This window comes from Amycolatopsis sp. (assembly GCF_036008905.1).
GTDB lineage: Bacteria > Actinomycetota > Actinomycetes > Mycobacteriales > Pseudonocardiaceae > Amycolatopsis.
In genome coordinates this window covers 43,688-57,887 of record NZ_DASYMU010000124.1, presented here as the reverse complement: position 1 = coordinate 57,887, position 14,200 = coordinate 43,688, and the positions used below count along the sequence as shown (strand labels likewise).

Sequence of the window (14,200 nt, the reverse complement as noted above, 5' to 3'; positions counted from 1 at the left end):
CAAGACTCTTAGCGCGGGCTCGTGCACGAAGAAAACCGTGCGCGGCGGCGGTGACCGGGTGAACACGGCCTGCCTGCCAAGTCGAGCCCCCACCAACGCCTCGACAGCCTCTGACGCAGACGTCCCTTGGCTGAGCAAGGCCCGCGCGTACCCCTCGGCGTGCAGCAACTTCGGCAGTACCGCCCACTGCACCTCAAAAATATCCGTTGCCTTGCGTTCGTGATCGATGAGTGTGCGCGGCTGTTCGGGCGTGCCGGAAGAGTAATGCTGGAGCCAACCTCGGATCCCGGATTCCCGGGAAAGGTTGAGCAAGCGTGCACGCTCATCTCGATGGACACCGCACACCAGGAGCAAACTCAACAGATCCTCGTCGCTGAAACTTCTCTTGCCATTCAACAGATGCGACACAAACGGATGCGTCCACCCGAGCTTGTGCGCGAGCTCCCGCACACCCAGTCCCGCCCCGCGTATCGCGACGCGCAATCCTTCTCCGAGTTCCCGGCTGCGAATCGTCGGCAGGTTCTTTGACCTGGACATCAGTTTTGGTTCCTCTCGTGGCCCCGCTGGGGACCGGGAGATCAGGTGTTGTGCGTCATCCGGGCGTGGTGTTGATGGGCGCGCCCTACGTCGATCATGTCGGTGGCGGCTTCACGCAGGTGTTCGCCGATCTCGACGAGTCCGGTGGCCGCGCGTTCGCCCAGGGTCGACGCGAGTTGATCCATGAGACTGTCCACCTCGGCGTTGATCGCGGCATTGAGGCGCCGGATTGGGTCGCGCCACTCTCGCCGTTCATCGAGTTCACGGCGCATCGCTGGATTCCTCGGCTTCCCGCGTCGGATTCGATGGCACGAGTTCGCCGGCCACCGCCAGATGGTGCGGGAGGCCTCCCGCGACCGTGACCGGCTCACCCTGGACAACCACGGTGTGCTCGTGGGTACGAGTCCACGCCGCGCAGCGTGGGCACCGTTCGCACCTGCTGCCGAGAGAGGGAAGGTCGTGCGAACTGACCGCTCTGCGCGGGTGGGGGATCGCGTGTTCCCATGGCGCACACAGCGGTTCAGCGAATGCCCAATCCCCGCTGAGTTCGTCCACAGGGTAGGCGTGCGCCTGGTGATCCTCGGCGTACCAGCGGATCGCGATTCGGGGCGTCATCAGATGGCCCTCTTCGCCGTTGCACCGGCCGGTCCAGCAACGCGACTCGGCCAGATCGCCGGGTCCGTCTCGACCTGCTCGGGCCGGACTTCACGCTCGGGCTCAACACGCCGATCCTGGCGGCAATCCCGGACCGCTGCCTGAAAAGCCGCCTGGCTCCAACCTGCTCATATGCCCCACCTCACCCGCTCGCTGTTATGCGACGGACGGTAAGAGCGGCAGGTCAGGGTTTGTGTCCTCCTGGGACACACCCGGTCCGGTTCACCCGGTCGGAGCCACACCCAGGCGCCACGCGAGCCCTCGAAGCTCACGACCAGCCGCGTCGCCGCGCGCTGAACCGAGCAGTCCGGCGACAGCTTGACGAACGAACACGTTGTTCCGCGTTTTCTGCGGTGCGATTCGTTCGGCTTGCAGCAGTGCAGCCACGCCACGGTCCCGGCTCGCCCGCTCGGTCAGAAGGCCACGGCCGTAGTCCATCCAGAACGCCGCTTGGCGGTGCGGCGGCACATCGCTCGGGCGTACTTGAGTAGCGACTTCGGCGACTCGTGCGCCTTCGCCGAGTTCGACGCCGATCGCCACCCGCCAGATCGCGACGTTCGTGCGGCCGAAGTCCGTCAGCCTCCAGGGCTGGTCGTCGGTGTCGATGCGGTGCGCGATCGCGTCGGCCTCGTCGAGGTGGGTTGCCGCGTCGATTGACCGGCCGAGCGAGGCCGAGGCGAGTGCGGCAGTCAGGTTCGCCATGCCCCGCATGTGTGGCATCACGTCCGACGCGTCGGCGACCTGCGCGGCTAGCTCGTATTGGCGGGTGCGGTTCGCCCCGCTGAGCAGGTGGGCGCGGCGCCACATGACCTCGGCGCGCTGAGTGGGGTCGTCGAGTTCCTCAGCGGCCTGGCGCATCCGTTCCACGGCAAGCGTCGGCAGTCCAGGAGTGCCGAGGTCGTGAGCGAGGTAAGCCGCAGTCTTGTAGGCATCCAGTAGCCCGAGCAGAGCGTCCTGGCGGTGCTCAGGCTCCGTCACCGCAGCGAGTAGCTCCCGGATCAACTCGGGCAGCATCGCGGCTTGCCCGTCGAAATCCGCTCTCGGACGCAGTACCTTCTGCAGCCGTGTCAAGTTTGCCGTGATCTCGTGCCAGGGCATCGCCCGGCGGTCCGGGGATTCGCCGATCGACCAGCCCGTCAACACGTCCTCGATGGTGATGAGAGCGGCGCGGGTCTCGCTGTCTGCAGGGTTGGCGGGCGCGTACGGCTTCCCGGCGAGCTCGGCGGGCGAGACCCGCAGCGTGCTGGCGAAGGCTTCGAGTAGCTGCCGACTGTCGACAGGTTTTTCGCCGCGCTCGATCTTGGCGTAGTAACCGTAGGAGATCCCGGACAGCTCGGCCATTGCCCGCACACTGAGCTTCCGCCACGAGCGCAGCTCACGGAGGCGTTGGCCAAGTTCGGTGGACGAATCCATCTAGCCTCATTCGCGGAGTCGGCCTCTTCGCGTGCCCCCGGCCCGTCGGCCGGGGGCGATCCTCCGCGAAGAGGTCCTTCCAGGGTAGCCGCTACCCGTCAGAGCAGGCGTTGTCGATCAACGGCCGAGCGGGTCACGAGGGGATCGGCAGTACCGAAATTCAAGGCAAATGTGGCGTGCCCGCGGGATGCTCTGAGCGATCTTCGCCATCTGTCGACAGATGGCGGTAGTTGCGGACGCTGGGTATCACGTGATGTCGACTTCTCGTGGCGACCTAGGCCTCGGAGCGACGCCTGACAGCAGAGAGCAAGCGTCGCACGGCGACCACGTGCCCGCCCGTGCCGATGACGAGCAGCCGGTAAACACCGCCGAGGAGACCAGGAAAGACGCCCCGGCTCTCGGCGCGTAACCGCGACCGGCCGGCACCGTCCGGCTCAATGCGGAAAATCAGGGCGTAGGAAGAGAAACGGTGCCGTCCTTCCAGTGCCAGCTCGGCTGCCGGAAGCGCGGTGACCACCCGAAAGCCCGGTATCGTCGAGCCTTCGGCGAGCGGACGCGGCCCGGACGCCGTGTAGTCGGCGCAGCCGACGATCCGCGCGTAGCCGGCCATCCCGGCTCGGTCCAGTGTTGCGAGCAAAGCTGTCCAGACAGCATCGACGTCTGCGGCGATGTCCGTGGCGTGCTCATCCAGGTACGGCAGCTGAGACACCGGTGCCTCCGTGGGTTTCCCGTGATCGCCGCTCGAGCACCGCGAGGACGGCCTCGCACCAGCGGATGTTCTGCTCCTCGTACATGCGCCCGCCCATGAGCGTGAGATACGGCCCGACGCGTTCGGCGTCACGCAGGTGCGCGTTTTCGGTTTGCCCATCGAGAAGGTTGTCGCGGAGCCGGTCGTAGAGCGCGAGTTTGCCGCGTGCCTGCGCCAAACGCTCGGTGAGGGCTTCCCGCACCGCGTCCAGATCGGTGCCGTCGGCGGCCTGCACCTTGACGAGGAGGTCGTCGCGGATCGCGGTCGGCTTGGCGGGCCGCGCGACGAAGGCGTGCAGCTCTTCGTGTCCGGCGGCGGTAAGGGTGAACACCCGTTTGTTCGGCCGGCGCTCCTGCTCGACCACGCGGCCCCGCAGCAGCGCCTCCGCCTCGAGGCGCTCGAGCTCGCGGTAAAGCTGCTGTGGGGTGGCCGACCAGAAGTTGGCGACCGACACATCGAACCGCTTGGACAGCTGGTAGCCCGACGCTTCGCCCTCCAAAAGGGCGGCGAGGACAGCGTGGCGCAGCGCCATCTACCCATCTCCCGTACGGCGTAGTAGTGTCATCCGCACCTATTAAACTTGTTGATTAGCTGGAGGTCAAGCCGTGCATCCGTTCCGCGCCGCCGTCGAAGCCAAGGACATGGACGCAGCCGTGGCGCTACTCTCCGAGGACATCGCCTTCCGCAGCCCTGTGGTGTTCAAGCCCTACCAAGGCCGCGCGGCCGTCGCGCCGCTCCTGCACGCCGTGTTCCACGTCTTCGAGGATTTCCGCTACGTGCGCGAGATCGGCGCCGAGGGCGCGGCGGACCACGTGCTCGTGTTCCACGCGCGCGTCGGGGACATGGAACTCGAAGGCAGCGACTTCCTCCACACCGGCGAAGACGGCTCGATCGACGAACTCATGGTGATGGTCCGCCCGCTCAGCGCGGCGCTCGCGCTGGCCAAAGCCATGCAGGCCAAACTCGCCGCGGCCGAGGCGTGACCACCAGGTGACGAACGGCGCTCCCGGTCCAGGGTTCGAACCTGGGCTGACGGAGCCAAAATCCGCCGTGCTGCCGATTACACCAACCGGGACTGCCTTCACGTAGCGCGTGCGGGAGTCGAACCCGCGTCACCGAAGTGAGAATCCGGTATCCGTTCCGCTGGACCAACGCGCCATCGATGTCTTGCGTTCTAGTCGGGCACCCGCGAGTCGAACGCGGTGTTTTCCGCTCCCAAAGCGGACGGGTTACCGTCTCCCTCGTGCCCGGTGAAACGCGCTCACGACGGGATTCGAACCCGCATCTTCCGCGCTGACAACGCGGTGCCTCAACCGTTGGGCTACGTGAGCATTCAGTGCCGTCCACACGCGACGGCCGTGCCCCTGCCAGGACTCGAACCTGGGACCTCGCCATTCGTAATGGCGCGCTCTTTCCTGCTGAGCTACAAAGGCTTTAAATTCACAACGACGAATTGATTTCGGGCGCACCGAATAAGGGGTGGCACCCCATAAAGAAAGCCGCCCGGATCGGTTTCCCGATGGGCGGCTCCCTCGACCTGACGACGTCTACGTCATGGCGGGGAGTCCGCACGGCTCGGCAGCTCTTGTTCGAGCGCCGAAAGAGGCTCGCGATCATCCGACGGGCGCACGGCGGCGACCACGGCGCCCGAGTACTGGCGTCGCATCCCTCGCTCCCGCGTGTTCGTCATGACTTCTCCTCCGTTTGCCCGTGTGCATTCATCATCACCGATGGATCCACGACCGTCAATTGTATTTATGCCGCGTTTTCGATCGTGGCGGCGATGCCGTCGAGAATGAGTTCTAGACCGAAGTCGAATTCGCGATCCGCCGGGGTGTCGGCGAGGTTTTCCGGCGGCGCCGCGAAGACAGGGGACGCGAAAAGCTTCGCGGCGTCAGGAAAGCGGGCCGGGTCGACGAGGCTCGCCAACGCCCTGCCGTAGTCCTGCTCGACCCGGATCTGGTCGAGACCGGCGTCGCGCCTGCCCTCCTCCAGTTGCTGGGTCACCACACTCGCCTGCCGCACGTAGCCGCCGAGCAGGCTGAGGTGCTCGCCGTCGTGGTGGCGATCGGGATCGCGGGCGATTCCGCGGTGACTTCGGTGCTCCCGACGAGTGACTCCACGTCCATGGCGGCTGACAGCTTCGGCGCCGCTGTGGCGGACCGGCTGACCGAGTGGCCGGCGACCGTACTCAGCATGCTGCCGTTCATCCTGTTCGTCTGGGTGGGTGCTTGGGCCGCGCGGCGCCGGATCCTGGAGGAGCCGCAGAACCACCGGCGGCTGCTGCGCTGGGGCGCGGTGGGCGGACTCGGCATCGCCGTCCTGGGCGGCCTGCCGATGGGCCTGCTCAGCGGCGGATTCCTGCACCTCGACGCCGACACCGCTTCGACGGCCAAGCTGCTGTACGAAACGTCGGGCTTCTTCGGCGGTGTCGGCTACCTCTGCCTGTTCGGCCTGCTCGCCCTCGCCTTGACGAAAGCCATGGCGTCACCGCGAAAGAACGTCGTCGTCGGCGCGATCACCGCACTGGGACAGCGTTCCCTGAGCGGTTACCTGTTCCAGACGCTCGCCTGGACGTTGCTGACCGCGCCGTTCCTGCTCTCGCTCGGCTCGAAATCCGACAACCCGACGTTGACCGCGACTGTGTCTGCGGTGGGCGTCTGGCTGATCACCGTGATCGGGGCGTACCTCCTGCAGCGGCGGTCCTCCCGGGGACCGGCCGAGACGTTGCTGCGACGGCTTACCTACGGCCGCCGCCAGGTCGTGTCCTAGATCGGGCGAACCGGTTGCCGGAGGATCGTTTTCAGTTTGGCGGGCTCGGTTTTCCGGGGATCGCCGAGATAGATCTCGTGGTGCTGCCCGACTGGTTCGAGCTCGTGCGCGGCGAGATATTCGTGGTGGAGGTGGGCGAGGATCGGCGCTTCGTCGTCGTAGGACCCGACGTGCAGAACCTGTGCGCATCGGCCCTCGTTCAGCGTCTGATACCGGACACCGGCGATGGCGGGAAGCTTTTTCTTCGCCAGCGCAACGGTTTTCGCCTCCTCCACCGCGGTCTCGGTGATCCAGGCAGGCTGGTTGACGAGCATCGTCCAGCGCCAGGAGTCCTTGGCGCGGGTGGTGAACGCTTCGAGGTCGTCGGCCCACCACAGGCCTTCCAGTGGTGCCACGACGAAATCCCGGCCGTCAGCGCGTTTAGTCGCGAACTTGATCGTGTAGGCGACTGTGTAAAGCGCTTCGACGGCTTGGGTGTATTCCGTGGCGGTGTTGGGATTGCCACTGCCGTCGATGGCGATGAACTGCTGCTCGGGCACGTCCACGAGGGCCCAGCCGGTGTTCTTCGGGGCGTAGAACTCTTTGAATTCCCGCTTCGGGTCGTAAGGGGGCATGGTCAGGTGTCTCCCAGTGTGTCGGTCAGTGAAGCGCGGTACGCGGTCAGCCAGGATTGCTCGGCGGCCAGCTGCGCGAGGCTGTACTCGAAGATCGCGCGGACGAACCCGGGGGCGTGCGGCTGCGCGTCCGCCGCACGCCGGACTTCCGAGTGACGTTCTTCGAGCGCCGCCGCGCGGTGGGCGAGAGCGGCTCGGAGACGTTCGGGCGGGATGGCCGGCTGGTTGGCGAGTCCCACCAGAAGGGGCGGGAACACGGGCCGCGGTTCCGCGATGGCTCGCTCGGACGCCTCTGCGCAAGCCCGGCGCCCGTCGGCGGTGGCGGCGTACACCTTGCGCGCGGTGGCCGGCCGGTTCACCCGCGCGTCGGTTTCCTCGACCAGGCCCCGGTTCCGAAGTTTCCCGAGCAGGTAGTAGATGGAGCTGAAGCCGATTTCGGTCCACTCCCGCATCCCCCGCGCGGTGATGACCTCGTCCAGCTCGTAGCCGTGCCGCGGTTTCTCCACGAGCAGGCCGAGCAGCGTCAGCTCGGCAGGAGTCAGGTCCGGGGGCACGCCCTATTCTAGCACTAGAATAGGCTAGCGGTACAGCCAGCCGGCGAAGGCGGCCAGCGCTGGTTCGGGATCAAGGCGTCCGACTCCGACACGGAAACGATCGGCCGGCGTCGGCGTCAGCTCGGAGCGGTAGATACTCGCCGGGAGAAGGAGAACACCCGCCTCCTCGACGAGCCGCGTGCAGAAGTCCTCCACGCCATCCGGGCCGAGATAACGGGGATAGGCCACGCAACCACCGTCGGGGGCTCGCCAGTCGAAGAGGTCGCCGAACCCGGCGAAGAACGCGTCGAAGACCGGGACGTTCGCGGCGATGATGGCGCGGTTGCGGTCCAGGATGCTCGCCCGTGCCTTGAGGGCGATCCGGGCGAGGATCTCGCTGGGCGCCGAGTTGCAGATCGTGGTGTAGTGCTTCGCGCGCTCCAGCCGCGAGCGGATTTCCCGGTCACGGCAAGCGATCCAGCCGATTCGCAGCCCCGGCAGCCCCAGCGACTTCGAGGTGACGTTCAGCGACAGCGCCGACGTCGAAAGGTCGGCCGCCTGAGGCAGGGTCCGCGCCGGATCCCGTTCCAGGCCACGGTAAACCTCGTCGCTGAACAGGTGGATCCCGCGTTCGTCACACAGTTCGGCGAGCCTGGTGAAGGTCTCGGCGCCGACGACCTTCCCGGTCGGGTTGTTGGGGAAGTTGACCGAGACGACCTTGGTCTCGGGGCGAAGAGCCGCGATCACCTCGTCGAGGTCCAGTTCCCAGTCCCGCTCGGCATGCAGGGCCACGCCGGTGACCTCGCACAGCGCCAGCGGAACGGTCTCGGCCGCCTGGTAGTTCGGGGTGACGACGACCGCGTGGTCGCCCGGCCCGAGCAGCACCTGCATGGCCAGGTAGAGCGCTTCTTCGGCGCCGGAAAAGCAGATCACGTCGTCCGCGCCGGCCTCGGTGTACGTCCGCGCGATCGCCTCGCGGAGCCCGGGGTCTCCGAAGGTCTCGGTGTAGCCGAGCGACAGCGTCTCCCACGCTTCCCGATCCGTGTCGTCGGCGAGCGCGAGCAGCTCGCTCATCGTCATGGTCTGCGCGTCGGACGCGGTCAGGTGGTGGCGGGCGGTGAACTCCCACCGGGAGAAGTACGTCTCGAGCTTGAAGTCAGGCAGCGGCGTCACTACTGGACCATACGTCTAAGCTAGACGTTTAGTCCAGGCAGCCACGGCGAGCAGGGAAAGGTGTGAAGGCCTCCTTCACAGACGCTGTGAAGGAGGCCTTCACGGGCGGCTAGCAGGCGGGGGCGCCGACCGCACCGAGCCCGGTCCACGGAAGCCAGGAATTCGTCGAGTTCCAAGCCTTCTGGATCAGATCCGCGCCGCTGTTGCGGGTGAAGACGTCGATCCGCTGGTTGTTCCACGAGACCGAGGTCGGGCTGGTCGTGATGTAACCGCCGAAATCACTCGCGGGGTACGTCGTCCAATCCGCGCCGTCCGGGGAATACCGGTGGATCAAGCTGTTGTCATGGTCGCGAAGGAAAACGTCGACACTGTTGCCCGCCCGGCTGCTCACCGTCGGCCGCCCGGTGATGTTCCCACCACGGTCCGCCCAGCTGTACCAACCCACCGCACTCGTCCACATCAACGACAGAAGACTTCCGTCGGCCGCTCGGGCGAAGACACTCATACGCGTGCCCTCCGGGTTCGCGACGACGGCGGGAGCACTGCTCGCACTGACCGTTCCGGCGTTGCCACCGATGTTGGACCAATTGGTCGTCCACGCACTCTGCCCGATATCAAAATGCCGGTAGACGATCTTATTCGCGGCGTTCTTCGCGAAAACATCGATACCCGTCGCGGAACGACTCGTCACCGCAGGCGACGACGTGATCACGTACTCCCCCAGATCAGCCCACGGATACCAGCCATGGGCCGAAGTCCACGTGATCTTCTTCAGCCGATTATCGATACCCTGCGCGAAAACATCGATCCGGCCACTACTCACAATGGCCGCCGGATCACCCTTGATCTTCGCATTCGACGCCAACGTCGCCCAGCAACTCCACTTACCACCGGAGAAGTTGCGATGCTTCAAAAGCCCATCAGTCGTCGCGGCGAACACATCAAGACCACCCACACCGCGGGAAACGACCGAGAGACCCGGCATCATCGTCGGCTCGGCCGCGCCACAGTTCTGGCTCGTGTAGGTCTCGACGCCAGCGGCGTAGTCGAACGGGTCACCGTGGAACGAGGCGGGCTTGATGTAGTCCGGGTAGGACTGGCCGCCACCGCGGTTGCGGAACTCGAAATGCAGATGCGGGCTGATCCCGGGGCTGTTGCCGTCGGTGTTGCCGACCGTGCCGATCAGCTGCCCCTGGCTCACCACACTGCCGTCGTGCACGGCCTTCGTGTCGAGATGCGCGTACAGCGTGGAATAGCCGCCGTGGTCGATCTCGAGATAGTTGCCGTAGTCGGAGGTTTCGCCGCCCTCCCACCGGACCGTGCCCGCGGCGGCGGCCCGCACCGGCTTCCCCTTGTCCTCGACACCCGGCGTGTTGAAGTCGATTTCGTTGTTGCGATGAGCGCTGCTGCCGGCGGACTTGCCCTGCCACGTGGTGCCGCAGTCAAAGGGCAGTTCGAGACTGGGCGCCGCGGCGGCACTCGCGTTCGGCGCGACAGCGACCAACGACAGTGCCAGCGCCGCGCCCAAGGTCATGGCGACAGCGCTCATTTTTCTTCGAATACCCATGGGATTCCTTCCACCCGCACTGACTGACGGCACCGACTATGTCGGCGGGCGCTAACCAACCACTAAGCGAGCGCTAACTCCGGCACAGCCGTCTCCGCCCTGGACGTCTCCGTCCAAGCCCAAATCCTGGAACTGTTGGTACACCTACAAAACGACCGAGGCCAAACCTGCCGACACCCAAGCCCTCCTCGCCGCCATCCCCTCGTGCGCAACTACCGCCATCTGTCGACAGATGGCGAAGAATTGTCGACTTCCCCGACCGGGTCGGACCGGTTGTAGCAACCCCTCTGATCTGCGAGGATGCCATTCCGCTACGACCGAAGGAGTATCCGATGGCCTCCCGACTCAACCCGTACGTCAGCTTCACCGACAACGCGCGCCAGGCGATGGAGTTCTACAAGGAGGTCTTCGGCGGCACCCTCGCCCTGAACACCTTCGGCGAGTACGGCATGGCGGACTCGCCGGAGGCGAACCTGATCATGCACGGCATGCTCGAGACCACGAGCGGCTTCACCCTCATGGGCGCCGACACCCCGCCCGGGATGACCTACGACCCCGGCCACAACATTTCGATCAGCCTGAGCGGCGACGACGGGGACGAACTGCGCGGCTACTGGGAGAAGCTCTCCGACGGCGGCACCGTGTCGGTTCCGCTGGAGAAGCAGATGTGGGGCGACGAGTTCGGCGCCTGCATCGACCGGTTCGGTATCGACTGGGTCGTGAACATCGGGCAACCCCAGTCTTGATTATAATTCGTGAGCAAAACTAAATTGTTTTGCGTTTCCAGTTTTGTTCATATTGGTCGTACCGGGCCGCCGGAATTCCGTTACGCTCCGCACCAACGAATACCCCGTTTGCGTAGGACCTAACCCTGTCCGGTGAATTCGACAACCAGCAGAGTCATTCCGCTCAGCGGTACAAGATTCGCGAGAGGACATGGAAAAGGTATACGTAGCCGCCCACGCCTCGGACCGGCTGACCTTCGCCGGCCTCGACGCCTACCTCGCGGCGCGTCCCGAAACCATTTTGGTTCCGGCAGACGCGCCGCGGGTGGACGTCGCCCTCTTCGTGACCGGGGAAGTTTCCTCGCGCACCATCGGCGAACTCCGCGAGTTCATGCCCGGTTTCCGGATCCCCACCGTGCTGGTGGCCGACGAACTCGACGAACGATCCCTGCTCACCGTCGTCGGCTGTCACGTGGTCGGTGCCTTGCCGCGCCGGACGGCCACGCGCCAACTCGTCCTGCGGAGCCTGCTCGCCGCGGCGGCCGGCGACGGGTTCATGACCAGCGAACTCCTGGGCATGCTCCTCACCGGCATCCGCTCCCTGCAGCGTGACGTGCTCGCGCCGCTGGGGCTGAACGCCGACGGGATGCAAACCCGCGAGGTCGAGGTACTCCGCCTGCTCGCCAAGGGACTGGACGACGCCGAGATCGGCGAGCGGCTCAGCTACTCGGAGCGGACGGTCAAGGGCATCATCTACGAGATCATCGGCCGGTTCAATCTGCGCAACCGGCCGCACGCCGTCGCGCACGCCCTGCGCTCCGGCATCATCTGAGCTCAGGCCGGATTCCGCCCGCCGCGGTCAGCGCGCGGTGCAGCGCGAGTTCCGCTGTCTGCCCTTCGGTGAGCACGATCCCGGTGCAGCCGCGCTGATCGCCGAGATGCTCGAACCGGTCACCGGGGTTCGCGGTGGGGAACCACTCCGGCCGCCCGGGCAGCGCGGCCAGCCGGTCGGGACCGGACCAGCCGGCCAACGTCCCGGCGCGATCGGCGTAGACGAGCACGAACGCGACTCCCGTGCCCTGTTCCAGTGGATCGTCCAGCAGCGCGGGCGACTTTCCCAGTGCCACGGAGAGCAGCGCGTTCAACGTGCCGTGGTTCACCGCCGCGCAACGGGAAGTCGACCCGAAGCTGCTCGCCCGGGTGTCCTCTTTGGACTCCCTGAGGTCCTACGGCCTCGCCCCGGCCGGTCTCGCGCTCATCGCACCCGCGATCGACGCGTTCGGCGCGGCCACGGTCCTCGCCACCTGCGCGGTGATCTGTTTCGCCGCACCGGGAATCGCCGCGCTCGTCCCGTCCTCGCGGTATTTCTCGCGCAAGCTCACGGCTGGTCGGGAGTGAACCGCTTTTCCAGGCCGGCCCAGCAGTCGACGTAGTCGTGCTGGAGTTCCGCCAATTGCGCGGCGTACGCGGTAACCCGCTGCGGATAACGGGTTTCGAACATGAAGGCCATCGTGCCCTCGAGTTTTTTCGGCTCCAGCGCCACCGTGCTCGCCTGCGCGAACGCCTCGGTGTCCGGGCCGTGCGGGGTCATGGAGTTGTGCAGGCTGAAGCCGCCGGGTACGAATCCCTGCGGTTTCGCGTCGTAAACGCCGTAGATCAAACCCATGAACTCCGACATGATGTTCAGGTGATACCAGGGCGGGCGGAAGGTGTTCTCCGCGACCATCCACCGGTCGGGGAACAGCACGAAGTCGATGTTCGCGGTGCCCGGTGTCTCCGACGGCGAGGTGAGCGTGGTGAAGATCGACGGGTCGGCGTGGTCGAACAGCAACGGGCCCACGGGCGAGAACCGGCGCAGATCGTACTTGTACGGTGCGTAGTTCCCGTGCCAGGCAACGACATCCAGCGGCGAATGGTCGAGCTCGGTGTGCCACAGCTCGCCGCCCCATTTGACGTACAAAGCGGACTTGACGTCGTCGCGATCCTCGTACGCCGCCACTGGGGTAAGGAAATCCCGCGGGTTGGCGAGGCAGTTCGCGCCGATCGGGCCGCGCTCGGGCAGGGTGAACGAGCCGCCGTAGTTCTCGCAGATGTACCCACGCGCCGGGCCGTCGAGCAGCTCGACGCGGAACTTCACCCCGCGCGGGATCACCGCGATCTCGCCAGGCTCGGTGTCGATGATGCCGAACTCGGTCCAGAACCGGATATTTCCCTGCTGCGGCACGAACAGCATCTCGCCGTCGGCGTTGTAGAGGTACTCGTCCGTCATCGACCGCGTGATCAGGTAGAGGTGGCTCGCCATGCCGTTCTGCGTCGCCACGTCCCCGGCGGTGGTGATCGTGCGGATGCCCTCGACCAGCGACTGCAGGGTGGCCGGGATGGCGACCGGGTTCCAGCGCATCGGGCCGATCGGCGCGTGGAACTCCGGGTCCGGGGCGCTGCGCCAAAGTCCCGCGTCGACCTTCCGGAACCGGCCGGAATGCCGTACGGACGGGCGGATCCGGTAGAGCCACGAGCGTTCGTTGCTCGCCCGGGGCGCGGTGAACGGCGAGCCGCTGAGCTGCTCGGCGTAGAGCCCGTAGGCGACCTTCTGCGGCGAGTTGCGCCCGATGGGGAGCGCACCGGGAAGGGCTTCCGTCTCGAACCCGTTGCCGAAACCCGACTGGTACTCGACCATATCCCCTCCTGGTGCTATTATCGCACCTCAAGTGCGCTTAGTGAACCTCACTGTAGGTACGGGCCTGGCGACCGTCAACCTGGGGAGCAGCAATGCCGGACGACACGCCTGCCGCGGGCGCGAAAACGCTCGACAACGGCATCCGGGTCCTCAAGGCCGTCGCCGCGCATCCGCAAGGGCTCGGCGTCACCGAACTCGCCCGGCTGGTCGGTGTGCACCGCACGGTCGCCTACCGTCTACTCGGGACACTCACGCAACACTCGCTGGTGTCACAGGGCAAAGACGGGCACTACCGGCTCGGGCTCGGGGTCGTCGAGCTGTCGATGTCGCTGCGCTCGGATCTCCGCTCGGTGGCACGGCCACATCTGCGCGACCTCGCCGAAGCGACGGGCGCGACAGCGCATCTCACCATCCTCGACGGAGAAGACGCCGTCAGCATCGCCGTCGTCGAGCCGGGCAACGTCGGCGTGCACGTGGCGTACCGCGTCGGCTTCCGGCATTCGGTGACCGTGGGTGCGGCGGGACTGGCGATCCTGCTCGGCCGGCCGCCCCAGCCGGGCGAACGACGTGAGGTGACCGAAGGCCGCCGACGCGGATTCGCCGCCAGCCAAGGAGAACTGCAGAGCGGCGCGTGGGGCTTGGCGGCGCCGGTAAGCGGCGCCGACGGCGAATCGGTGGCCTCGGTGGGCGTGATCGCGCTGGGCCCGCTCGACGAAGCCGCGACGTCGGCGAGTGTATTGCGTGCGGCCGAAGCGATTCGCCGGGAACTTCCGCTCTAGAGAAGGAG

At 66.3% G+C, this 14,200-nt stretch carries 18 protein-coding genes, 4 tRNA genes and 1 pseudogene; 6 read left to right on the top strand and 17 right to left on the bottom strand.

Going from position 1 to position 14,200, the window contains the following annotated elements:
- The 5 genes from VGP60_RS22255 to VGP60_RS22235 all read right to left on the bottom strand — a co-directional run.
- Window positions 1–537 (bottom strand): Scr1 family TA system antitoxin-like transcriptional regulator (locus VGP60_RS22255; RefSeq protein WP_327549985.1); only part of this gene is annotated, 537 nt, incomplete at its 3' end.
- 41 nt (window positions 538–578) lie between these two features.
- Window positions 579–809, bottom strand: a complete 231-nt coding sequence (locus VGP60_RS22250; protein ID WP_327549984.1) for a hypothetical protein — start codon at window positions 807–809, stop codon at window positions 579–581.
- Window positions 810–1,413: 604 nt separating this feature from the next.
- Window positions 1,414–2,604: a helix-turn-helix transcriptional regulator gene (locus VGP60_RS22245; protein WP_327549983.1), complete on the bottom strand. Its 1,191-nt coding sequence runs from the start codon at window positions 2,602–2,604 to the stop codon at window positions 1,414–1,416.
- Between the two features lie 274 nt (window positions 2,605–2,878).
- Window positions 2,879–3,313, bottom strand: a complete 435-nt coding sequence (locus VGP60_RS22240; RefSeq protein ID WP_327549982.1) for a hypothetical protein — start codon at window positions 3,311–3,313, stop codon at window positions 2,879–2,881.
- The gene (locus tag VGP60_RS22235; RefSeq protein ID WP_327549981.1) at window positions 3,288–3,884 is read right to left on the bottom strand and encodes a PadR family transcriptional regulator; all 597 of its coding nucleotides are present in this window, start codon (window positions 3,882–3,884) and stop codon (window positions 3,288–3,290) included. The genes VGP60_RS22240 and VGP60_RS22235 overlap by 26 nt, the downstream gene beginning before the upstream one ends.
- A 73-nt stretch (window positions 3,885–3,957) precedes the next feature.
- Between VGP60_RS22235 and VGP60_RS22230 the strand changes: the two genes are divergently transcribed.
- Window positions 3,958–4,335, top strand: a complete 378-nt coding sequence (locus VGP60_RS22230; RefSeq protein WP_327549980.1) for a nuclear transport factor 2 family protein — start codon at window positions 3,958–3,960, stop codon at window positions 4,333–4,335.
- A 20-nt stretch (window positions 4,336–4,355) separates the two neighbouring features.
- On the opposite strand, the gene VGP60_RS22225 is transcribed toward VGP60_RS22230, so the two are convergent.
- From VGP60_RS22225 to VGP60_RS22200, 6 genes are all read right to left on the bottom strand, one after another.
- Window positions 4,356–4,427 (bottom strand) — tRNA-Gln (locus VGP60_RS22225).
- Between the two features lie 11 nt (window positions 4,428–4,438).
- A tRNA-Glu gene (locus VGP60_RS22220) sits at window positions 4,439–4,510 on the bottom strand.
- A gap of 100 nt (window positions 4,511–4,610) precedes the next feature.
- Window positions 4,611–4,683, bottom strand: a tRNA-Asp gene (locus tag VGP60_RS22215).
- A gap of 28 nt (window positions 4,684–4,711) precedes the next feature.
- Window positions 4,712–4,785 (bottom strand) — tRNA-Arg (locus VGP60_RS22210).
- Window positions 4,786–4,904: 119 nt separating this feature from the next.
- Entirely contained in the window at window positions 4,905–5,042 is a 138-nt protein-coding gene (locus VGP60_RS22205; RefSeq protein WP_327549979.1) for a hypothetical protein, read from the bottom strand.
- Between the two features lie 65 nt (window positions 5,043–5,107).
- Window positions 5,108–5,359, bottom strand: a complete 252-nt coding sequence (locus VGP60_RS22200) for a TetR/AcrR family transcriptional regulator C-terminal domain-containing protein (protein ID WP_327549978.1) — start codon at window positions 5,357–5,359, stop codon at window positions 5,108–5,110.
- On the opposite strand from VGP60_RS22200, the gene VGP60_RS22195 reads away from it, so the two are divergent.
- Entirely contained in the window at window positions 5,348–6,124 is a 777-nt protein-coding gene (locus tag VGP60_RS22195; protein ID WP_327549977.1) for a DUF418 domain-containing protein, read from the top strand. The two genes, VGP60_RS22200 and VGP60_RS22195, sit on opposite strands and share 12 nt — an antisense overlap.
- On the opposite strand, the gene VGP60_RS22190 is transcribed toward VGP60_RS22195, so the two are convergent.
- From VGP60_RS22190 to VGP60_RS22175, 4 genes are all read right to left on the bottom strand, one after another.
- Window positions 6,121–6,738 carry a GyrI-like domain-containing protein gene (locus VGP60_RS22190; protein ID WP_327549976.1) on the bottom strand — a complete coding sequence of 206 codons (618 nt, stop codon included), beginning with the start codon at window positions 6,736–6,738 and terminating at the stop codon, window positions 6,121–6,123. The genes VGP60_RS22195 and VGP60_RS22190 overlap by 4 nt on opposite strands.
- A gap of 2 nt (window positions 6,739–6,740) precedes the next feature.
- Entirely contained in the window at window positions 6,741–7,292 is a 552-nt protein-coding gene (locus VGP60_RS22185) for a PadR family transcriptional regulator (protein WP_327549975.1), read from the bottom strand.
- Between the two features lie 24 nt (window positions 7,293–7,316).
- Window positions 7,317–8,444, bottom strand: a complete 1,128-nt coding sequence (locus VGP60_RS22180) for a pyridoxal phosphate-dependent aminotransferase (protein ID WP_327549974.1) — start codon at window positions 8,442–8,444, stop codon at window positions 7,317–7,319.
- A gap of 109 nt (window positions 8,445–8,553) precedes the next feature.
- Window positions 8,554–9,993: a peptidoglycan DD-metalloendopeptidase family protein gene (locus tag VGP60_RS22175; RefSeq protein WP_327549973.1), complete on the bottom strand. Its 1,440-nt coding sequence runs from the start codon at window positions 9,991–9,993 to the stop codon at window positions 8,554–8,556.
- A 350-nt stretch (window positions 9,994–10,343) separates the two neighbouring features.
- Between VGP60_RS22175 and VGP60_RS22170 the strand changes: the two genes are divergently transcribed.
- Window positions 10,344–10,757: a VOC family protein gene (locus tag VGP60_RS22170; RefSeq protein ID WP_327549972.1), complete on the top strand. Its 414-nt coding sequence runs from the start codon at window positions 10,344–10,346 to the stop codon at window positions 10,755–10,757.
- A gap of 190 nt (window positions 10,758–10,947) precedes the next feature.
- A complete protein-coding gene (locus tag VGP60_RS22165) occupies window positions 10,948–11,568 on the top strand; it encodes a helix-turn-helix transcriptional regulator (protein WP_327549971.1) in 621 nt (206 codons plus the stop codon).
- On the opposite strand, the gene VGP60_RS22160 is transcribed toward VGP60_RS22165, so the two are convergent.
- Entirely contained in the window at window positions 11,561–11,872 is a 312-nt protein-coding gene (locus VGP60_RS22160) for a hypothetical protein (RefSeq protein WP_327549987.1), read from the bottom strand. The genes VGP60_RS22165 and VGP60_RS22160 overlap by 8 nt on opposite strands.
- A gap of 4 nt (window positions 11,873–11,876) precedes the next feature.
- Here VGP60_RS22160 and VGP60_RS22155 point away from each other — a divergent pair.
- A pseudogene (locus VGP60_RS22155) lies at window positions 11,877–12,134 on the top strand (MFS transporter); the annotation flags it as partial.
- Here VGP60_RS22155 and hmgA read toward each other — a convergent pair.
- Window positions 12,115–13,413, bottom strand: a complete 1,299-nt coding sequence (gene hmgA, locus VGP60_RS22150) for a homogentisate 1,2-dioxygenase (protein WP_327549970.1) — start codon at window positions 13,411–13,413, stop codon at window positions 12,115–12,117. The pseudogene VGP60_RS22155 and the gene hmgA overlap by 20 nt on opposite strands.
- 92 nt (window positions 13,414–13,505) lie before the next feature.
- On the opposite strand from hmgA, the gene VGP60_RS22145 reads away from it, so the two are divergent.
- Window positions 13,506–14,192: an IclR family transcriptional regulator gene (locus VGP60_RS22145; RefSeq protein WP_327549969.1), complete on the top strand. Its 687-nt coding sequence runs from the start codon at window positions 13,506–13,508 to the stop codon at window positions 14,190–14,192.
- The last annotated feature ends 8 nt before the right edge of the window (window positions 14,193–14,200 follow it).